The following is a 20651-nucleotide window of genomic DNA, read 5'->3' as shown; positions in this document are numbered from 1 at the left end:
GGCCGCGTCCACGCGGCGGTTTCGGGTTAGGTGCTCGGGTTCGCGGGCCGTCATCGGCGGCGCCGCCCCCGTGGACGTGCCCGTCATGCAGCCTCCCCCGGCCTCGTTTTCACGGCGATGCCCCACGCCGCGAGCACGGCGATGCCTAAGAACCAGGCCGCGCAGACCACCAGACCCGCAGCCCCGGTGCCGTTGACGGCCTCGCCGGCCGCGGATACTGGGGTGTGCCCGGCGATTCCGCGCAGGAGGGGACGGAAGTGGTCGGCGGGCATGAGCACCGTGTTGACGAACATCGCAACGATGATTAACGGGATGAGGGCCACGGAACCCTGGGGGCTGGTGATGGAGAACGCGATGTACGTGCCGGTGCATGCGGCCGCCGCGGCAACCATCGCGCCGGTCACCGCAATCCTCCACCACCAGGACACCTCCGGGGGGCCGTCGGAAAGCAAGGCGGCCACCGCCGCGACAACGACCGTCATCGCCATGATCCGGATGAACTCGGCAATAATCCGTGCGGCCGGCACGGCCGCGTACGGTGACGGCATGGTGATTAACCGCTCGTGGAAGCCATTGCTGCGTTCAACGAACACGGTGGACGATCCCGTGATGGCCAGGATGAACGCCCACGCCGTCACGACCAGGATGACCGCGTTCCGGAGTTCGAACTCTCCGGTGAGCTGCCTGACCAGTCCACCGAACATGCGGTTGACGATGAACAGGTACACGAGCGGAGCAATGAACGTCATGAACCAGAAGTCGGGGCGCCGCAGCCAAATGTGGGCGATGCGCCGCAAATGCACGAAGATGGCGTCGATCATGATTCGCTCCTCGAGGTGAACCGGCGGATGAACAGGACGATTCCGGCGACCACCGCGACACCGAGCCACAGGGCTGCCTCTTCCCCGGCGCTATCCGGGAAGGCGTCCGGGGACGCCGCCCTGATCACCTCGATCATCGGCGAAAACGGCATGTGACGTACGACGTCGCGCAGGGAGTCGTCCAAAGCGGTCGCCGGAATGAACGCGGTGGAGAACATAAGCAGCAGCATTTCCAGCGCCTGGATCGATGAGGCCGTCGACACCGGGGCGGGCACCATCAGGATCACCCCGTCCGTGACCAGGGACAGGACCGCCGCGACGAGCAGCGACCACAGGACAGTCCACGCGACGTCACCGACAGCCATGTCGAGTCCACAGGCCCACGCGACGACCAGCAGCGCCGCGATCGACGCGGACATCCGCAGCAAATCGGTGGCGAGTCTGCCGGCGACATAGCCGCCTGTGGCCCCGGGCAACACGCGCACGCGGTCAACAAGCCCGGATTCGACGTCCTGTCCCACCGCCATCGCCGACGCCGCGGCGGTGAACATCGCCGCCTGGAACAGGCAGCCGCCGAGCACGAAACGCAGGTACCCGAAGCCGGATTGCCCCGCCGAGTACCCAAACACCGCGTACAGGCACAGCAGGAAGAGGGGCGGAACTACGAACATGGAGATCAGCGACGCGGTGTTGCGTCGCAACAGCAGCAGATCCCGGCGGAGGAACGCCGCGACCGACGTCGCACTCATCGCGCCGCACCCCCTGCGTTCATCGATATGAACACCTCGTTGAGGGTGGGCGGCGACACGCTCAGCGAATCCGGCGACGCTTCCGAGGCCTCCATCGCCTGCGCCACCGCCTCGAGGACCCGCGGTCCGGGGTCGACGTCGAGGGACACCGACTTCCCCGCGACGCGGGCGCCGTCCAGGCACGTTCCCCCGAGGCAGCGGGCGAACGCCTCCGCCTCGGCGGCGGTGGCAAAGGACACGCGGAGCACGTGCGACCCGAAGTCGCGGCGCAATTCCTCCGGCGTTCCGCTGGCGACGATGCGGCGATCCTTGAGCAGATGGACGTGGTCTGCCAGCGCCTCCGCCTCTTCCAGGTACTGGGTGGTCAGCACCAGGGTCATTCCGTCGTCCCGCAGTTGCCGGATGAAGCCCCACAGCTCTTCGCGGCTGACCGGGTCCAGCCCCGTCGTGGGTTCGTCGAGGAACAGCAGCCTGGGCACAACGCACAGCGACGCGGCGATGTCGAGGCGGCGCCGCATGCCACCCGAATAGGCCGATGCCAGCGTCGAGGCACTGTCCGCGAGCGAGAATTGCGCGAGCAGTTCCGTCGCGCGGGCGGCCGCGGCGGCGCGGTCGAGTCCGCGCAGCCGCCCGAAGAACTCCAGATTCTCCCGGCCAGTGAGGTTCTCGTCAATCGCCGCGAATTGGCCGGTGGTGGCAATGTCAGCGCGCACGCCCGCCGGGTCCTCTTTCACATCGCGCGAGAAGATGCTCACCTCGCCGGAGTCGGCGGTGATGAGCGTCGACAGGATTCGGATGAGGGTGGTCTTGCCTGCACCGTTGTGGCCGAGGAACGACACGATCGCCCCGGTGGGCACGGTGAAACTCACGCCGTCGAGCACATGCTTGCGCATCCGGGCACCGCGCTTTCCCTTGCGCCCGCCTTCGGGCGGGGTGCCCGCTTTGCCCGCAATCGGGTAGCTCTTCGTGAGGTCGCGGACGACAATCGCCGCACCTCGTTCAGCTTTCTCCGTCATCGTTTCCCCTTTCCTTTGGTATCGCAGTGGGCCGCTGTCGGCAGCGGCCCCGTGGTCGGGTTGTCATGCGGCACCTCGATATGGATGCCCGCATCGCGGGCGAAGGCGAGGACCGGTTCGAGGAGCCGGGGGTGGCCGACGAGATCCCGGCACCCCGGCGCGACCGGCTTCCCCGCCACCGCCACAACGGTGGCGGCAGCAATCGCCGCGGTCATTTTGTAGGAACCTGGGCCGGTCGCCCGGACGACGGTCGTCTCGGCCGACGGCCCCGCATCGCCCGCGCCGGCGGACGACAGTGCGACGACCAGCTCGGCGGGTTGCGGAGTGCCCTTCGCCCGCGCCTTCCGCGATGTCACGGCCGCCCCGAGACGGGCGAGCAGACCGGAGACAACGGGCATCGCGTACAGTCTCGACGTGCAGATCTTCTCCACCAACGCATCGGGGAGGGCATCGAAGGCGACGTGGTAGGAATATCCACGGATCGAGGGGCACACCTCGCGTACGACGTCGACGTCCGGGCATTCGTAGCCGATTCCGCTTTGCGACGACACCGGGTTGCGCCGCACTTCGACAATGGCGCCGCCGAGCATCGCGCGGTATCCGCCGCGAATGGTCCGGAACATCGACTCGACCGACGCGGCCCCGGATTCCTGGTCGGCGCCGATTCTCAGATCGACCCGCACATCGCGGACCTCTTCGACCCCCGCAGCGCGGGCCCCGAGAATCAACAGTGCCGTCGACAAGCCCGGGCACAGGCCGAACCCGGTGAGCACGGGAACCCCCTCCCGCCGGGCATCCCCGTCGAGGGCCATGATTGCGCGGCGGGCGTCGATCGAATCGTTGACGTCGATGTATCCGGTGCCTGAGTCAATGCAAGCACGGGCGAGTGAGTCTGCGTGCACCTCGAACGGGCCGGTGCAGTTGACCACCCAATCGTGTTTGCGGAATACCCTGCAGATCTCGTTGTGGCCGGCGGCGATCCTCAGCGGGAAGTGCCGCCCCGGGCCATCGTCCGGTTTCTTTCGGGAAGTGTAGGCCAGCTCGATCCCGTCGACGGCGCCGAGCATCCCCCGGACGAGCCGTCCGGTGACGCCGGTACCTCCGGCCACCAGCACTTTCACAGGTTCGCCCGCGTCGCGGTCCCGTGCTTCCCCGCCGTTTCGTCGATCAGTCACTTTCCATCTCGTTTCCCCGGTCCCGCGACCGGTCGATTCCATCGGACGACGGGTCCACTGCCCTGTCGTCCGTTTCCGGCGCCCGGCGCCGGTGTTCGATGTACTCCCCGATGAGAGCCCCAGTCAGCGCGGCATCCTCTCCGAGGACGAACGAATAGTGGTTTCCCGCGACGCCGGCGACGCAGAGGTCATCGACGAGGTGGTCCCGCCACTGGTCGTGGTTGTGAGCCTCGCCGTCATCGGGGAAAACGAACAGCGCCTCCCCCACCCGCCCCTCGGGCCGGTACCGGGTGCGGGCATCGATGAGCGAGCGCAGCGAGTTGAACTCCGTCGCTGTCACCCGGTCGCCGGAAAGCCCAAGGTCCTCCAGGAGCGTCGGTGCGACCGCTGCGGCCAGGGCACGCAGGCGGGCCCCTCGTTCCTCATCGGTCTCGTCGACCCCGCCGAACTCCGCCCAGAGGCGGGCAACCGGCGTTCCGTGCGGGAGATCGGCGATCGAGGGCATCACCCGGGACAGCAGCCCCTTTTCGGATTCCGCGTCGAAATCCCCGACGTCGACCGCGATCCCCGGAGCCAGACTGTCGAGAAACACCAGCGCAGGATCGAGATCGGCCAAACGGAGCGCCATCTCGGCCGCGATGGTGCCGCCGAGGCTCCATCCAACGATCGCAGGGGCGGCACCGTCGACGAGCACCTCGCGGACCCGGCCCGAATAGTGGGCCGCGATATCGCCGATGCCGATAGCGTGGGGGAATGGTCTCTCGAACTCCGCGAAGCCGACGCCCCACACCTGCCCGCCACCGGGGATCGCGAGTGCCAGGTCTCGGTAGATGTCGACGGTGCCGAATCCGCCGTGGACGAGGAAGATCGGGCGCGCCTCATCACCGCTGCGCAATAGGACCAGCGAACGGTCCGCGGCCGACGCGCCGGGATCATCCGCGTCCCGCCGGTCGGTCGGCGTGGTCGTCGACTGGCCGACGAGCTCTGCCACGCCACGTGGCGTCGGCTTGGCCAGCGCTTCCGCGAGCGGCACCGACGCCCCGGTGATGTCCTGGATCCGCTGCATCAGTTTCACGAATCCCAGGGAGTCGTAGCCGAGGAGGAACAGGTCGTCGTCCGCGCCGGCTTCGGCGCCGCCGAGGTCGGCCCGGACTATCCCAGTGATGACCGTCAGGTATCCGCGAACTCGGCCCATCAGGTCCCCGGATGCGATCCTCGAGATCGCGCCCGCCCTGTCGCGCTCTGCCGATAACACGCCCGCGACGCCGTCGTCGATCACCCCACCGCCGGAAGAAGTGCCCCCGACCGCCAGGCGCAGGTGCCGAACCTGGCCGACGCTCAGCGGCGCCGCTTCGGAGCAGCCCCCGGCGAAGCCCGACACCGACCTGATGTAATGGTCGAAGATGTCCTCCACCAGTTCCGGTTTCAGGATCTGCTCGACGAAATCCCAGGCGACGTTGATACGCCCGTCGACCTCCATCACCTGGTTGTCCAACAGCACCTGCGGAGTCTGGGAGATGGCGTAATCGACGTCTCCCAGGACGTGGGCATCCTTGCCCGAGCCATCGCCTGCCGCGGCCCCCTCGCCGAACAGCAACGAGGTGTACACGAACGGCGCTATGGCCTGTCCGACGGGCAGACCCCGGTGGCGCGCGATGGTGCCGAGCAACGACACCCCGGAGTACCCGGCCGCCATGTGCCCGAGCAGCCGGTTGCGCAGTTCCGCCGTCCACCAACGGAGATCATGGTCGGCGGCCGCTTTTACAGGCATCAGAATGACGCCGGTGAAATCACCGAAGACGCCGGCGACGTCGGCGATTTCGGAATCACGGTTGTACGTGGTGATGTTGATGCCGACCGAATCCCCCTTCGACCACAGCGACAGGCTCGTCGCATAGCAGGCGAGAAGCAGTGCGGACACGCTGCCGTCGGCGGCGCTGGCCCTTTCCCGCAACAGTGCGGTTTCCTCAGCGGTGAACGTGTACGACAGGCGACGCATCCGCGGCACATCCACGTCCGCGGCCGCACCGCTTGATGGAAGGGTGTTGCCGGGCGGGAATTCCTCGACCACCGTCCGAGTCAACGTCTCTTCGCCCCGCCCGACCGCCGAAGCTTCCCGACGCTTCATCTCCAAGACGTACGTGCGGTAGTCGCCAGTGACGGGCGGAAGCTCCGTTCCTCGGTACAGCTTGTCCAGGTCGTCGATGAAAATCCGCTGGCTCGCCCCGTCTCCGATGATCATGTCCACGCTGAAGAACAGGCGGTGCCGCCCGTCCGGGAGCGCGAACGCCGACAGATGGAACAAGGGCCAGCTGCCCAGATCGAATACCTGGTGGCTCAGCTCATCGCGCTTGCGCCGCACCGCCTCGACCACGGTCGCCTCATCGGCGGTCCGGTAGTCGGCGACATCAATACGGTAGCGCGGAACCTCCGGCAGGATCCGCTGCGTGGCTTGTGCGGTGAACACGACGCGCAGCATCGGATGCCTGCGGATTAGCTTGTCGAGGGCGTCTTCCAGGCGATCGATGTCGGTACCGGGTTCGGTGACGGATTCGATGTAGTAGTGCTCGGTGACGCCGCCCAGCTCGAACCCAGAGTTCCGGCCAACGTAGTAGGCCTTCTGCATGTCAGTCAAGGGGAACGGCGCGTGGGGGTCATCCCCGAATTGTTCCACCGGATCCTTTCCGTGGGCACTCGCGGAGCATTCTCGGGCGCCTCCTGCGGCTGAACCGGCACCGACGGCACAATCGGGGGAAGGCACTGCCTCGGCGACGGCTTCAGACTCGGCCCCGGACTCCCGCATGGCCTCCGATACAAGGCCGGCGATGTGCGCGATGGTCGGGTCGACGATGACGTCGCGGAAACGGAGCCGGACTCCCGTCTTCTGCCGGATTGCGCGAATCATAACCTGGAATTGCAGGGAATCGCCGCCGCGGCGGAAGAAGGACTCTCCCGCGCCGCACGCCGAATCCGCGGCACCCGTCGACGGGGCTTCCCCGAGAATCTCGTCGAAGATTCCGGACACCAACTCGATCGCCCCGGGGTCGGCGACGGAACCAGCCGAGCCCACGGCTCCGGCCCCCGCCCCGGCGACCTCGCCATCGGCCGTTGCCCCGCCGCCCGCGGCGCCGACGTGCCTACGAATTTCCTCCTGGTCCAGTTTCCCGTTGACGGTAACGGGCAGGTGCGCCACCGGCAGCAGGACCGTCGGTACCATGTACGCTGGCAAGCATCGGGCAAGCTCGGCCCGGACGGCATCCCGCGAGCCGGTCATATCGTCCACCGGAACGTAGAGGCACGCCAGTAGTCCCCGATCGCCCGATTCGACGACCGCCGCCATCGACGCGGTCACCAGGCCGGACCGCTCGAGGACCGATTCGATTTCTCCGAGTTCGACGCGGAAGCCCGCGATTTTCACCTGTCGATCGCGGCGGCCGAGAAATTCCACAAAACCCTCCGCGTTGAACACGCCCACGTCTCCGGTCCGGTAGCAGCGACCGACGCCTGGGACATACCCGAAGGCGGCAGCGGTCCGCTCCGGATCGGCCGCATACCCCTGCGCGACGCCGAGACCGCTGATGTGGATTTCCCCCGGCACCCCGACAGGGCAATGCACCCCGTCGGGCGCGAGCACGTGGATGCCCTGGTTCGCCAGCGGGTACCCGTAGGGAATGCGGTTTTCCAGGCTATCGCGTTGCAACGGGTAGTGGATGGACCAAATGCTTCCTTCGGTCGCACCGCCCAGGCTATTGATCGACGCGTTCGGGAACATGGACATGGCGCGAGCCGGAAGCCCCGCTGCGATGCGATCGCCGCTGAGCAATACGGTGCGCACATCCGGGAACACGTCGTCGTCCGCCGCCCGGACCAGGGCGAGTTCCAACAGGGCGGGCGCGGAGTTCCACAGCGTGACCCGCTCTTCCCGCAAGACGTTGAGGATTTCATCGGCGTCGCGTTCGTCTCCGACCATCGTCACCGTCGCGCCTGCCGCGAACGCACCGAACACGTCGTAGACCGACAGGTCGAAGCCCAGCGACGACAATCCGATGATGCAATCGGCGGAGGTGACCCCATACTGCCGGTTCACGTCGAGGATGGTGTTGATACAGTTGCGATGACTGATCCGCACACCCTTTGGCCGGCCCGTGGTCCCCGAGGTGAAGATGACGTAGGCAAGGTCGTCAGGGGCAGTGCCGGGCGAAGAGTGCGCACCCGCGCTGCTCGCGCGGTCGCAGACTTCCGCGGCTGCGGGCTTGCCGACGCCCGCTACTCCGCTTTGGTCCAGTTCATCGATCACGCCGGTGTCCAGAATCGGGCCCGCCGCACCTGAGGCTTCCACTACGTATTCTTGTCGCTGGGCCGGCATGCCCGCGTCGACAGGCACGAATGCGGCTCCCGCACGCAATGCGCCGACCATGTTGACGATGTCGTCGGGATGCTTGGTGTAGCGCACGATCACCGCATCCCCCGCCCCGACGCCGGAATCCGAGAGTTGGCGGGCGATGCGTCCGGCCCTGGCCCAGACCTCGGCGTAGGTGTACGAGATGCCACGGGCGGCGAGGCGCACGGCCGGCGCATCCGGAGTCGCCGCGCATGCGGCTTCGACAAGCGAAACCAGGGTGTCATCGTGGATCGGGCCCGCAGCGTCGTTGTAGCGGGCGACGGCCCTCTCCGTCTCCGCATGACGGATGGGCAGAGCCTCTCCCCCCTCCGCCACCACGTCCAGGGCCTCCGCAACGGCTCCGAACATCGCATCTACCGCAGGGAAGTAATCGTCGACCACGTCCCACGACAACGCCATCCCGCCCGATGCCGGCATCACCTGGATGTCGAGGCACACCTGCGCGGTTTGCGTGTAGACGCGTTCGATGACCGGGCTGCGCCCGCTTCCCCGCTCGCCGCCGAGGTAGCTGGTGAACACCACCGGAGCGGTGGCCTGGGACTGATTGGCCGCGTCCCGGAGGAATCGCTGTAGCACCTCCACACCGGAAACGCAGCGGTGGGACAGCCCTTCGCGGATGTCCAGGTCGATCGCCTCCGCCAACCCGTCGATGGTCGCGGCTCTCCCGGCGTCGACGCCGACAAGCATCGATGAAGTGAAATCTCCCATCACCCTCGTGCCCGCGGCGAGGCCGCTGCGTTCGCTGACAGTCACGTTGACCGTCAACGCGGATTCGGGCAGCCACCTGCAGACGACGGCGGCGTTGACGGCCATCACCAGCGACGACAGGGTAACTCCAATGCGGCGGGCACGTTCGCTGAGCTTGGCGGTGACCTCCGCGTCGAGCACCGTGCCCAAGCGCCGGGTCGACCAATCGTCGCCACCCCCCACGGCCGCCGGGAACTCCGGACGCCGCGGCAGATCTGCGGCCTTCTTCTCCCAGTAGGCGAGGTCCTCGGCCCGTTTCCCGTCGCGCCGGCGCGCAGAGATTGCCGCCAGGGCATCCCCATATCTGGAAGCCGGAGCCGGCGGCTCCCCGGCCAGCAGGGATTCGAGCTCGTCGAAGAACAGGTACACCGAACCCGCATCCATGACGATCATGTTGAAGTAGATGAACATCCTGCACCCGCCCGCATCTGCGAGCAGCCTCGCGGCGACCATGGGGCCGTCCTCGTTCGACGATCGCGCCGCGGTTCGCATGTCCCGACGGATCTCCCCCACCGCCGCGTCGATATCGTCGCCGGACCCGACTACCTCGACGGTGGCGAGGCACACGCCGGTCGGGCTCAAGACCCCGGCATCGACGTCGAGCCGATGGAACAGCACGTCGTGACGCCCGAAGACCGCCCGCACGGCCTCCTCCACCTGCGGCAACGAATAGTCGTGCCGGGATTCCGCGTAGATGTACGTCGCTTGGCCACCAAGCTCGATGTCCTCGTCCGCGCCGAGCAGGTAGGCGGTCTGGATTGGATTGAGCGGGACCGCATCCGCGGGACCAGCCCCATTTTTGCCGGCACAGCCGTCATCCGACTCACCCGTCGCTACAGCGGGATCGGCCCCGGCAGCGGCGCCTGCGGCAGATCCGGCATCAGCGCCACCCCGGGCGGCGTCGATGACGGCCGCCAAATCAGCGACCGTGCCCCCGGGGTCCATCGCCGCGTAATCGATGGTGACCCCGTACTCGTCCTCCAGCGCCAGCAGCATCTGGAGGAAAGTCAGGGAGTTCGGGATGTGGTCGCGGAGTTTCACGTCCGCCGAATCCAGGTGCACGCCGATGGCGTCGGCGATGGACTCCGACAGCCGTTCGGGGGCGACTCGAGCCCCGGTGCGGGCTCTTCCCACGGCGGTAGATGCGACGGCCGGCGCGATCGTTTCATTGGTCATCGTCATCGCCTCAGAGCAGAGCCTCGAGCTTGCGGCGGAGCTTCTTGCCGTTCGACGCGACGGGCAGCTCGTCGACCCACAGAACCCTGGAGACGGGCACCCCGGCGACGCGCATCAGCTCGGTCGTCGCGGACCGGGCCACCGCCTGTTCATCGATCGGAGGTTCATCCCCGTCCGATTGCCCGGCACCGGTCGCATCGTCGGCCTTACGATCGGTCGGGGTCCGCCTGGCCAAGAACACGGCGATCTCCTCTTCGCCCGTGGCTGGGTTGCTCCGGCCGAGAACGGCAACATCGCGGTCAAGCACATTCTCCAGCACGGCTTCCAAATCAGCCGAATAGTAATTCCGGCCGTTGACGAAGATGATGTCCTTCTTCCGGCCGAGGACGAACAACTCGCCGTCGCGGAGAATGCCCATGTCCCCCGTTGCGAACGCCCCATCATCGGTGAGCTCGTGCTCCACGATCCCCTCTGCTGTGATCGCGGCGCGGGTCATCGGAGCGCCGGCGATGTGGATTTCACCGACGGTGCCGTCGCCGAGGACCCCGCCCCCGTCATCGCGGATGGTCAAGGAAATCCCCGGGACGGCCTTGCCCAAGGCGACGAACTCAGCTCCGGACTCGCTCTCGATGTCCTCGAAACGCTGCCCCGTGGCGATGCCCGTCCGGTCAAGTCGCACCGTGGACAGACCCGAGTAGATGTCCCGGGTCGTGACCAGCAGGCAAGCTTCGGACATTCCGTAGGCGGAGGTCAGGGCATCCTCCCGGAGGCCCATGGCGGACATCGCCGCAAGGAACTTCCGGGCCAATGGAGCGTCGATGGGCTCAGAACCGCTCATCAGCTTCTGGACGTTGGAGAAGTCGTAACCGTGGTCATCCCCGAGGGGCCGGCGCTCGAGATGGCGCAGGAAATGCTTGAACGCGAAGTTCGGGCACACTGTCACCGTCGGCCGGTGCCTGGTCACGGCCTCGAACCACCTCGGGGGATCGGCGACCACCTCGGAAACCGGCAGCAACACCTGGTCGTACCCACGAAAAAGGGCGTAGACGTGGAAGCCGATCAGCGAAAGGTTGTGGGTCAAAGGCAGCCACGTGAGCATCTTGTTCTCGTACCGGTGCGCGTGGCGTGGGATCGTCGCGCGCAGACCGTTCAGCACGGACTCGTTGGTTACGATGACGCCCTTTGGCGATCCCGTGGAGCCGGACGAAAACTGGATGAGGGCTTCGCCTGCCGTCCCACCTCGCACCGGGAACGCGGGGACCGCCCCGGCGCCATCCCCGGAATCCACGTCACCCGCCTGAGAGAAGTCCGATTCAGCATCACCCGGCATCGCCGCATCCGGTTCCGCGGCAGCGTCATTGACGATGGACACGTCGAGCAGCCGGTCCTCGCCCACGACCACGGCACCGTTTGCGCCGGTGAGCAGCGTGTAACTGCGTTCGTCGACCAGGATCGGGGCCCCGGGCATCATGTCCGAGAGCGTCCGCACCCTGTCGACGTCAACCGGGCCCGACACCGGCGGCGCAAGCGCCGGAACCGCGCCGGCGTAGACGCAGCCCCAGAACGCCCGGATGAGCCCGCGGTTCTCCGAAACCTGGAAGATCACGCGATCGCCGGGGCCGATGCCGGCTTCGGCCAACCGAGTCGCAGCCGCCACCGCCTCCGCATGGACCCGGCCATACGGGACGAAGACGTCCCGCCGATTCTCGACGAAGGTGATCCCCTTTTTCGTCTCATCGGCCTTGTCCCGAAGCACGTCGCTGATGGTCCGGATCGTGTTCATTGGTACCTCTTTCGGTCGTCGGCGCCATGCCGGTGCCGGGCGGACCGGGCCCGCATGGCGTGACCCGGAGGATGTGTCTGAAGGGTTGAAAGGGTGAAGCAACTGGGTGGGGCGCGTCTCCGCACAAGCTCAGAAACGCTCGCGGGCCCGGGACCCGCCGGTTCCAGGCGCCCGTCAAGTCACTGCGGACACCAGGGCGGCGACGAAGACCGCGGCGGACGCTGCGGCCGCGAACCCGTCACGCACTCGCCAGGGGTGATCGGTGCGGAAGGTACGCCGCGGATAGAGGCCGAAGTTGCGCATCGCCAGCGTCAGGGACAGCTTTTCGGCGCAGCGCACGGCGCTGACGAACAACGGGAAAGCGATGCGCGCGGGCGTCGTCGCGCGAATGAAACCGGAGCGGAAAGACCGCTCCGGTCGCATCGAGCGCAATCTAATCGCCCATGTCAGCTGGGGGATTTCACTGCGCAGGAACGCTGCGATGCTCACCCCGGAAATCGCTATGGTGCACCATGTGTAGGGCACCCGGAGGCGTTGCACCATGGCGTCGAAAAGCTCCTCGACGCGCATGCACGCGGAGACCAGGACCGTCCCCGCGAACACGGCCATCAACAGCAGTCCGTGATGGATGCCGTGGCGGACGGCTTCCGACGCATCCCCACCTCCGTAGAACTCGGAGCGCCACCCGAGCAGGCCGAAGAACACCCCGATTAACAGGACAAGAAGGACCTTCCCCGCCGTCGCCCGAACGTCGCGTTCCGCGATCGCAGCGAGTGCGAGGAACGCGACCACCGTCAGGGCGAGAACGGCGTCTCCGCCGGAGAGCAGCGCGGCGACGAGGACGAACACCACCGCCGCGACAATCGTGATGGCGTTCAACCCCGCGCGCCTTCGAGCGGCGGATTCACTGGTCCCGGGGCTTTCGTCCAAGGACGTCCGTGCGCCGGCCGCGGGCAGTGGGCGATCCCGCCGGGACGACTCCGGGGAAGCCGGCAGGTCGGCTGCGGGACCGGACCAGGCGACCTTCCCTTCGGCGACGATGCTCGCCCTATCTGCCCACGTTCGCGCGACACGGCGGTCGTGGCACGTGAACACAACGGTTCCGCCGGCCCCGGCGTATTCCGCTAGCGCATCCAGTACGATGCGCGAGCTCGGCGAATCCAGGTGCGCCAACGGCTCGTCGAGAAGCAGCAAACGGCGATTGGCCGCCACCGCCAGGAAGATGCCCAACCGTCTTTTCTGTCCGCCCGACAGGACGAACGGCGAGACGGGGTCAAGTGCCCTGGGGCACAGGGCTTCCCGCAGTTTCCGCAGCTCATCGGCGCCGAGTGGTCCGTGCGGGTCCGTGCCGGCCAGCGCGGAGTCGATTTCCGCGGCGACGGTCGCGCGGGTGAACTGGTGCTCGGGGTTCTGGAACGCCCACGACGCGAAGGCGTCGGGGACGCGCCGGGCGGACGCGCCGTCGATCCGGAAGTTCGCTCCCGCCTTCATCTGGCCTGACAGCACCGCCAGCAAGGTGGACTTACCGGCTCCGTTGGCGCCGACTAGGGCATGAATCTCGCCCCGTTCCAGTGTCAGATCGGCCCCGTCCAGAATCCTCTCCCCGCCTCGGGCCACGTGGGTTCCGGTCAAGGCCAGCAGTGGAACGGCATCCGCCTCCGATTCCAAATCGGGACGGTCCGGTGCCCCCGTGCCCGGCGTACTGGCGTCCGGCGCTCCGGCGGGCGCGGCCGACGTCGCAATGCCCTTCACCGCGATGCCCTCCGGTGCTCCGTGCGCGGCGACGCTCCCGTCCGCATCGAGGATTGTCACCGTGTCGACCCACCCGTCGAACGGGCGGAGGTCGTGCTCGATGAGCAGGATAACGCGCCCCGGGGCCCGCAAATCACGGATGGCGGCGAACAGCGACCGACGACCGTCCTCGTCAACGTGGGCCGCGGGCTCGTCGAAGATCATGACCTCCGGCGCCCTGGCCACAGCACCGGCGATGGCCATCCGCTGGCGTTGCCCACCCGACAAAGCCCACGGATCCTTCTCCGCGAGCTCTGACAGCCCGAGCTCCGATAGGGCCTCGGCTGATTGCTTGGCGACGATGCCGGCTTCCACGAGGGAAAACTCGAGGGCCATCGACACGTCATCGACGACTCGGAGCGTGAGCACCTGCGTCGACGGGTCTTGCCCGACGAAGGTGACCCGGTCCCCGTCCACGGGGCGTTCGGTGCCGTCGGCATCGACGATGTGCACGAATCCGGCATGGTCGATGGGGATGTGCGAGGGGATCAGTCCAGCGATGAGGTGGGCCAGGCTCGTCTTTCCGCATCCCACGGGTCCCGTGATGGCGTTAATCGTGCCGAAATCGAAGGAGAGATCCACCATGTCGGGTGCCCATCGCCCATCGGCGTGCCGGACGCCCGCGCCACTAACCCGTAACCGGGCCGGGGCCGTCCCGCGTGTCGCACCGGCGCACGCGGGTGCTCCGCCGGTCACCGGGTGACTCCGCGGCTGCGAAGCCCCTTTGCGACGGCAAAGCCCAGGACCAAAAACACCAGGCTCGATGCCAAGGCTACGGCGAAGCTAATCAGGGTCATGGGCGTGGTCGGCGAGTCGACGCCGACTGCGCGCGGGGCCATCGTTCCCATCAGCGCGGAGAACAACATCGCCGACGCCACGAACTGGGGACGCGTCCACCGCCGGTACAGGGTGACCATGAACGGAAGCTCGATGAGCAATCCTTCCATAGTCAGCGCCCCGATTGCGGCGACGCCGAACGGGGTGGTCGCCGCGGACACGACGCCCATGGCAAGGCACGCGATAAGGCTCGCGCCAGGCTTGCGGACGACGATGAGGGGAACAACGCACTGCAGGAACCACAACCCGAGCGTCGCCGCGACGAGATAAACGTGGGCGATGCCGGCGAACACCTGCAGGTAGGTCAGGGGCACGATGATGAGAGACCCCGCGACGCCGATCGCGGCGGCGACGAGCATGTCGCGGATGGATGGTCGGCCACCAGCTGCGACCGGTGCGACGTGCACCAACCGCCCGTCATCCGTCTGCGACGCTACCGCGTCCCCGGCTCCCCCTCCGGAGAGGGGTTCTCCGGTCGATCCACGTTTTCCGTTCATCGTCGCCGCCTCGCTTCCGTTGCCGATTCCCGATCGGGAACACCACCTGAAACAGTATTAGGTTAGGCAATGCTTATCGGATTACGCCAGGCTCAATTTACTGAAATTACCCCCGCCCCCCCCGAACGAAAAACCGCCTTCCCAGCGTGCTCACAGAGATTCGCCCCGTACTCGAGCGCGTCTTTGCAGGCGAGATTCTCTCCCGCACGCTGGTGCTGGACTCGCTCATCCACTACGAAGGTCCGACAAAACTGGCCGCCGCAGGTCGAGGCCGGGTCCTGAAGTGGATGCGCAACCGCGCCAAGAAGGCCCCTGCTGCCCTGGTTGACGCAATTTTCGCCGCCCTTGCCGAGCGAACTGTCACGGTACCCGGCACTGCGGCAGCAGAATTGGTCATTCCCCAGCTGGCGGCGAACATCAAAGCGCTTCAAGCACAGCGCGACACGATTGCCGGACAAGTCGAGGAGATGCTCGAATCGTTCCCTATTGCCCAGGTCTTGATGTCGATGCCCGGCGTAGGCATCAAGACCGCCTCTAACATCGTGTTGTCCATCGGCGATTGCCAGGACTTCGCCGATGCCGCACACTTAGCCGCTTACGCCGACCACCCGGCAGTCGGGTACGTCGGTCCGCGGCGAGTTTCCCACCAGGGCCGGCAAAAAACAGTTGAAAAACGCGATGTTTCGATCGGCGTGGATCGCGTCGCACTGCCATCCCGCATCGCGCGACTACTACCTGCGTAAACGGGCTGAAGGACAGAAGCACAATGCCGCGGTGATGTGGCTTGCCCGAAGCCGCTGCAACGTCATCTATGCCCTGTTGACTCGGCGTGAGTTCTTCCGAGAAAACCCTGCTAGAACCATCGCCACGGCTGCGTAGGCCGCTGCGCTGATCACCGCCGGCCGGCACGATGCGGCCCGGCGATCAGTCATGGCTACACCCCTCCCATACGATGTACGTGAAAGTCTCGCCTGACTATTTACAATCCGCATAGGGCCCCCACGCGGATTGGAACCGAGTGGCGGCCGACCTCTCGCCCCCGCGGCCGGACGCCGCCACCTAGGCGCCGAACAGGGCCACTTCCGCCGAGCCGTATTCGACGATCCCGAAATCACTTTCCCGAATCTTCATCCCCCGCCCGTGCTCGATGTCGCCGGAGGCCCGGAATTGGAGGCCGAAAACCAGATCCTCGTCGCTCAGTTCCGGCAGGATCACAATCCTCACCAACTCGAACGGCTCATACGCGGAATCCAGGTCGTCGTCGATGGACAGGAAAATCTCCCCGTCCCCCTCCCCTGCCCTCCCCATCGCCGCAACCCCCGTGGTTTAGGAGGGGGAAGAGGGCCTTCGAGGGCTCAGCAGCTCAAGCCCAGGACCGCCGACTTACAGCTCGTCGATGTGCTTGCGCTTCGGGTAGACCCGCGGACGAGCGCCTGCGATCTCCTCAGCAATGCGGATGACCTGGTTGGAGTAACCGAACTCGTTGTCGTACCAGACGTAGAGCACCAGGTGCTTACCGTTGGCGATGGTAGCCAGACCATCGACGATGCCAGCATGGGTGGAGCCGACGAAGTCGGTGGAAACCACTTCCGGGGAGTGGATGTAGTCAATCTGCTGGCGCAGAACGGACTTGAGGGAAACTTCGCGCAGGTAGTTGTTGACCTCGTCGCGGTCGACCTCAGTGTCCAGGGTCAGGTTCAGCACTGCCATGGAAACGTCCGGGGTGGGAACGCGGATGGCGTTACCGGTCAGCTTGCCCTCGAACTCCGGCAGAGCCTTGGCGACGGCCTTTGCGGCACCAGTCTCAGTGAGAACCATGTTCAGGGTGGCTGCGCGACCACGGCGGGAACCCTTGTGGAAGTTGTCAATCAGGTTCTGGTCATTGGTGAAGGAGTGGACAGTCTCGACGTGACCGAACTCGACACCCCACTTGTCATTGACGACCTTCAGCACCGGGGTGATGCCGTTGGTAGTACAGGAAGCTGCCGACAAAATGTTGTCAGATTCCTCGATGATGTTGTGGTTGATTCCGTAGACGATGTTCTTCACATCGCCCTTGCCCGGCGCGGTAAGCAGAACCTTGGAAACACCCTTGGACTGAAGGTGCTGTGACAGTCCCTCGCGGTCACGCCAACGACCGGTGTTGTCAATGACAATCGCATCGTTAATGTCGTAGGCGGTGTAGTCAACAGTTGCCGGGTCATTGGAGTAAATGACCTGAATCGGGGTGCCATTTGCCCAAATAATGTTGTTTTCGCGGTCAACCGAGATGGTGCCGTCGAATGCACCGTGGACGGAGTCACGGCGCAGCAGCGAAGCACGCTTGACAATGTCGTCCTCACCATTCTGGCGAACCACAATAGCGCGCAGGCGCGGGCCGTTGAACAGTGCCTCCCGAGCCAGCAGAATGCGAGCCAGCAGACGGCCGATGCGGCCGAAACCGTAGAGGACAATGTCGGTCTTCGGGGTCTGTGTCCCGGCACCGATGACGTCGGCAAGCTCACGCTCGAGGAATGCGCGCAGCTCGCCGCCTTCCTCTTCGAAGCTGGTAGCCAGGGCACCCAGGTCGATGGAGGCGGTGCCGAGATCCATCTTCACCAGTTCCTGCAGAATCGGCAGGGTCTGGCTCAAGGGCAGCTCCTGCGAGGTGATGCGACGGGCGTAGCGGTGCGACTTAATGATGCCGGTCTCGGTAACGTTTTCCAGTCGGCGGCCGAAGATTGAAGTCACGACATCATTGTTGCGGCGCAGTTGTCCCAGGAGGGGGATCATCTGCTCTGCAAGGCTGATGCGCTCATTCCAGTCATTGCGCTTGATGGGGGCCGAATCCGACATAAATCCTCCTGGCTTAAATGAATATGAGTTCCCCCTCAAAATACCCCGCACACGCTATTCACCGGCTATCGCCCTCAACTGGGTACCCCGTATTGTGGCCCAGCTTTCACCCAATCGGGGGAGACACCGGGAGACACCTCAAGGAAGAAAATTGAACCCTACTTACCCGTTAGAATAAGAGCCATGACGGAACCCCTGGATATCCAGCAGCAATCTCCCGCCCAGCCGCCATACCGCCTTGTAGTCACGGATATGGACGGGACTCTATTAAATGAAGACAAGGAAATCCCGGATTCCTTTTGGCCGGTAGTCACCGAGCTGCTCGACCGCGGTGTCCACTTCGCTCCCGCGTCGGGCCGCCAGTACGCAACTCTTGCCGACCAGTTCGCCCCCATTGCACACCGCATCCCAATCATTGCGGAAAACGGCAACTATGTCGCGGATGCGGGCGAGGTGGTCTCGGTTACCAGTATCGACCACGGCGTTGTCACTCAGTTGGTACACGCGATCCGCCAGTTCAACGACAACCGTGTGGCGGCGGGCCGCACTCCTCTGTCGGTTATTATCTGCGGCGCTGCCAGCGCATACGTGGAGTTTTTCCCGCCGCATTTCAATATTCCGGAGGAAGTTCAGCAGCTGCAGTTCAACGAGGCCGCCAAGTACTACTTGAAGCTGCAGAAGGTCGATGATGTCATCGCCGCTGCCGCCGAGGACGGCATCGTCAAAATTGCCGCCTTTGATCCTTACTCCGTCGAAGAGGAATCGGCTGATTACCTGCGTTCCCAGAGCTCGCACCTGCGCGCGGTGGTCTCCGGTGCGCATTGGGTCGACCTCATCGATGCCAATACCAACAAGGGCACGGCACTCGCCGCCCTGCAGGAGGCCCTAGGTGTCTCTCCTGCCGAAACTGTCTGCTTCGTTGACTACCTGAATGATCTCGAGCTCATCGACCACGCAGGCCGTTCGTTTGCCATGTCCAACGGTCACCCGGAAATCAAACGCCGCGCCACCGACATCGCACCGTCGAACGCGGAGGAAGGCGTCATCACGACGCTGCGCGAGCTGTTCAACCTCTAACTGCAATTGACCCCTTACCCCACTGGAGCGGTAAGTTAGAAAGGTTGAACCCGATTCCCTTATTCCGATTTTCTTCTTAAGGAAAGCGTAGTTTCCCTGTGACCACTCTCGCCGAAGAAGCCGCCCGCCGCCGCACATTCGCCGTCATCGCACACCCGGATGCCGGTAAGTCCACGCTCACCGAGGCGCTGGCGCTGCATGCTCATGTCATTAACGAAGCCGGTGCTGTCCACGGCAAGGCCGGCCGTAAGTCGACTGTGTCCGACTGGATGGACATGGAGAAGGATCGCGGCATCTCGATTGCCTCTTCCGCGCTTCAGTTCGAGTACCAGCCAGAGGGGCACGACGGCGAGCCGTACATGATCAATCTCGTCGATACGCCTGGTCACGCTGATTTCTCCGAGGACACCTACCGTGTGCTCACCGCTGTCGACGCCGCTGTCATGCTTGTCGACGGCGCCAAGGGTCTCGAGCCTCAGACGTTGAAGCTGTTCCGGGTTTGTAAGTCCAACGGAATTCCCATCGTCACCGTCATCAACAAGTGGGACCGCCCGGGTAAGGCTCCCCTGGAGTTGATGGATGAGATTGTCGCGGAGATTGGACTGCAACCGACTCCGCTGTACTGGCCAGTTGGTGAGGCCGGCGACTTCCGCGGTCTGCTGGAGCGTGGTGAGGACGGCGAAGCCAAGCAGTTCATCGGCTTCGAGCGCACTGCCGGTGGCGCCACTATTGCCGCTGAGCGTCACCTCACCCCAGATGAGGCCGCCACAGAGCAGGGCGACGCCTGGGAGACGGCAGCCGAGGAGTCCGAACTGCTCTCCGCCGATAGCGCTGACCACGACCAGGAGATGTACCTCGCTGGCGATACCTCTCCGGTGATTTTCGCCTCCGCCATGCTGAACTGGGGTGTCCACCAGATCCTGGACACTCTCTGCGAGCTGGCTCCGGCACCTGGCGCCCGCGAGTCCGACCCAGCTGCAGTTGCCGCTGCGGCGGCTGGCGGCCAAGGGGCTATCGTCGAAAAGCGCGAGCCGACGGATGATTTTTCGGGCGTCGTGTTCAAGGTGCAGGCGGGTATGGATACGCACCACCGCGACAAGCTGGCCTTCATGCGCGTTGTCTCTGGCGAGTTTGACCGCGGTATGCAGGTCACGCATGCGCAGTCGGGACGGAGTTTCTCCACAAAGTATGCTTTAACCGTTTTCGGCCGGACACGTTCGACTGTGGAGACGGCTTACCCGGGCGACATTGTCGGCCTGGTCAATGCGGGTTCACTGGCACCGGGTGACACGATCTACGAGGGCCGCAAGGTTCAATTCAAGCCGATGCCGCAGTTCGCGCCCGAGCACTTCCGCACTCTGCGCGCCAAGAGCCTGGGCAAGTACAAGCAGTTCCGTAAGGCTGTCGATCAGCTCGATGCCGAGGGCGTGGTGCAGATTCTGCGCAACGATGCCCGCGGCGATGCCGCCCCGGTGATGGCCGCGGTCGGCCCGATGCAGTTCGAGGTCATGATGGCACGCATGGAAAACGAGTACAACGTCGAGACCATCGCCGAGCCGATCCCCTACTCCGTCGCCCGCCGCACGGACGAAGAGACCGCGCCTGAGCTGGCAAAGCAGCGCGGCGTGGAGATCTTCACGCGTTCCGACGGCGCCCTCATCGCGCTCTTCGGGGACAAGTGGAAGCTGTCCTTCATTGAGAAGGAGCACCCGGAGTTCACGCTCGAGACGCTGGTCGCAGACTAG

General features: G+C 65.4%; 12 protein-coding genes and 1 pseudogene. 3 read left to right on the top strand and 10 right to left on the bottom strand.

From position 1 onward, the window contains the following. Positions 1 to 83: 83 nt before the first annotated feature. The 8 genes from HMPREF2820_RS03795 to HMPREF2820_RS03760 all read right to left on the bottom strand — a co-directional run bounded on the left by HMPREF2820_RS03795 (position 84) and on the right by HMPREF2820_RS03760 (position 14856). Positions 84 to 821, bottom strand: coding sequence for an ABC transporter permease (locus tag HMPREF2820_RS03795; protein WP_070602850.1), 738 nt, complete (start codon positions 819 to 821; stop codon positions 84 to 86). After that, positions 818 to 1570: an ABC transporter permease gene (locus HMPREF2820_RS03790; protein ID WP_070602848.1), complete on the bottom strand. Its 753-nt coding sequence runs from the start codon at positions 1568 to 1570 to the stop codon at positions 818 to 820. Before HMPREF2820_RS03790 ends, HMPREF2820_RS03795 begins: the two co-directional genes overlap by 4 nt. Further along, positions 1567 to 2586, bottom strand: coding sequence for an ABC transporter ATP-binding protein (locus tag HMPREF2820_RS03785; protein WP_070602846.1), 1020 nt, complete (start codon positions 2584 to 2586; stop codon positions 1567 to 1569). Before HMPREF2820_RS03785 ends, HMPREF2820_RS03790 begins: the two co-directional genes overlap by 4 nt. Next, positions 2583 to 3761, bottom strand: coding sequence for a saccharopine dehydrogenase family protein (locus HMPREF2820_RS03780; RefSeq protein ID WP_246822205.1), 1179 nt, complete (start codon positions 3759 to 3761; stop codon positions 2583 to 2585). The genes HMPREF2820_RS03785 and HMPREF2820_RS03780 overlap by 4 nt, the downstream gene beginning before the upstream one ends. Continuing rightward, positions 3754 to 10086: a non-ribosomal peptide synthetase gene (locus HMPREF2820_RS03775; protein WP_070603199.1), complete on the bottom strand. Its 6333-nt coding sequence runs from the start codon at positions 10084 to 10086 to the stop codon at positions 3754 to 3756. The genes HMPREF2820_RS03780 and HMPREF2820_RS03775 overlap by 8 nt, the downstream gene beginning before the upstream one ends. A 10-nt stretch (positions 10087 to 10096) precedes the next feature. Continuing rightward, on the bottom strand, positions 10097 to 11869 hold the full coding sequence (locus tag HMPREF2820_RS03770; protein WP_016423217.1) for an AMP-binding protein: 1773 nt from the start codon (positions 11867 to 11869) through the stop codon (positions 10097 to 10099). 174 nt (positions 11870 to 12043) lie between these two features. Continuing rightward, positions 12044 to 14245 carry an ATP-binding cassette domain-containing protein gene (locus HMPREF2820_RS03765; RefSeq protein ID WP_246822204.1) on the bottom strand — a complete coding sequence of 734 codons (2202 nt, stop codon included), beginning with the start codon at positions 14243 to 14245 and terminating at the stop codon, positions 12044 to 12046. Positions 14246 to 14352: 107 nt separating this feature from the next. After that, on the bottom strand, positions 14353 to 14856 hold the full coding sequence (locus HMPREF2820_RS03760; RefSeq protein ID WP_246822203.1) for an ECF transporter S component: 504 nt from the start codon (positions 14854 to 14856) through the stop codon (positions 14353 to 14355). A gap of 425 nt (positions 14857 to 15281) precedes the next feature. Here HMPREF2820_RS03760 and HMPREF2820_RS11115 point away from each other — a divergent pair. Beyond that, a pseudogene (locus HMPREF2820_RS11115) lies at positions 15282 to 15873 on the top strand (transposase). A gap of 180 nt (positions 15874 to 16053) precedes the next feature. Here the strand turns inward: HMPREF2820_RS11115 and HMPREF2820_RS03750 are convergent. Further along, positions 16054 to 16302 carry a hypothetical protein gene (locus HMPREF2820_RS03750; RefSeq protein WP_016423221.1) on the bottom strand — a complete coding sequence of 83 codons (249 nt, stop codon included), beginning with the start codon at positions 16300 to 16302 and terminating at the stop codon, positions 16054 to 16056. A gap of 75 nt (positions 16303 to 16377) precedes the next feature. Continuing rightward, the gene (locus HMPREF2820_RS03745; RefSeq protein WP_016423222.1) at positions 16378 to 17829 is read right to left on the bottom strand and encodes a glyceraldehyde-3-phosphate dehydrogenase; all 1452 of its coding nucleotides are present in this window, start codon (positions 17827 to 17829) and stop codon (positions 16378 to 16380) included. Between the two features lie 183 nt (positions 17830 to 18012). Between HMPREF2820_RS03745 and HMPREF2820_RS03740 the strand changes: the two genes are divergently transcribed. Continuing rightward, positions 18013 to 18906: a Cof-type HAD-IIB family hydrolase gene (locus HMPREF2820_RS03740; protein WP_070602839.1), complete on the top strand. Its 894-nt coding sequence runs from the start codon at positions 18013 to 18015 to the stop codon at positions 18904 to 18906. A 98-nt stretch (positions 18907 to 19004) separates the two neighbouring features. Continuing rightward, positions 19005 to 20651 (top strand): peptide chain release factor 3, encoded by a 1647-nt coding sequence (locus HMPREF2820_RS03735; protein ID WP_070602837.1) that lies wholly within the window; start codon positions 19005 to 19007, stop codon positions 20649 to 20651.

The sequence above is a fragment of the Corynebacterium sp. HMSC064E08 genome, assembly GCF_001811805.1.
In the GTDB taxonomy this organism is placed as follows: Bacteria; Actinomycetota; Actinomycetes; order Mycobacteriales; family Mycobacteriaceae; genus Corynebacterium; species Corynebacterium jeikeium_D.
Note: the sequence above shows the minus strand (reverse complement) of the source record. Positions and strands in the feature narration are given on the sequence as shown.

Bases quoted from the DNA above. Each gene is read 5' to 3' on its own strand.
- HMPREF2820_RS03745 (WP_016423222.1), bottom strand. From the start codon at position 17,829: ATGTCGGATTCGGCCCCCATCAAGCGCAATGACTGGAATGAGCGCATC.
- HMPREF2820_RS03750 (WP_016423221.1), bottom strand. From the start codon at position 16,302: ATGGGGAGGGCAGGGGAGGGGGACGGGGAGATTTTCCTGTCCATCGAC.
- HMPREF2820_RS03765 (WP_246822204.1), bottom strand. From the start codon at position 14,245: ATGGTGGATCTCTCCTTCGATTTCGGCACGATTAACGCCATCACGGGA.
- HMPREF2820_RS03775 (WP_070603199.1), bottom strand. From the start codon at position 10,086: ATGACCAATGAAACGATCGCGCCGGCCGTCGCATCTACCGCCGTGGGA.
- HMPREF2820_RS03740 (WP_070602839.1), top strand. From the start codon at position 18,013: ATGACGGAACCCCTGGATATCCAGCAGCAATCTCCCGCCCAGCCGCCA.
- HMPREF2820_RS03795 (WP_070602850.1), bottom strand. From the start codon at position 821: ATGATCGACGCCATCTTCGTGCATTTGCGGCGCATCGCCCACATTTGG.
- HMPREF2820_RS03790 (WP_070602848.1), bottom strand. From the start codon at position 1,570: ATGAGTGCGACGTCGGTCGCGGCGTTCCTCCGCCGGGATCTGCTGCTG.
- HMPREF2820_RS03770 (WP_016423217.1), bottom strand. From the start codon at position 11,869: ATGAACACGATCCGGACCATCAGCGACGTGCTTCGGGACAAGGCCGAT.
- HMPREF2820_RS03760 (WP_246822203.1), bottom strand. From the start codon at position 14,856: ATGCTCGTCGCCGCCGCGATCGGCGTCGCGGGGTCTCTCATCATCGTG.
- HMPREF2820_RS03785 (WP_070602846.1), bottom strand. From the start codon at position 2,586: ATGACGGAGAAAGCTGAACGAGGTGCGGCGATTGTCGTCCGCGACCTC.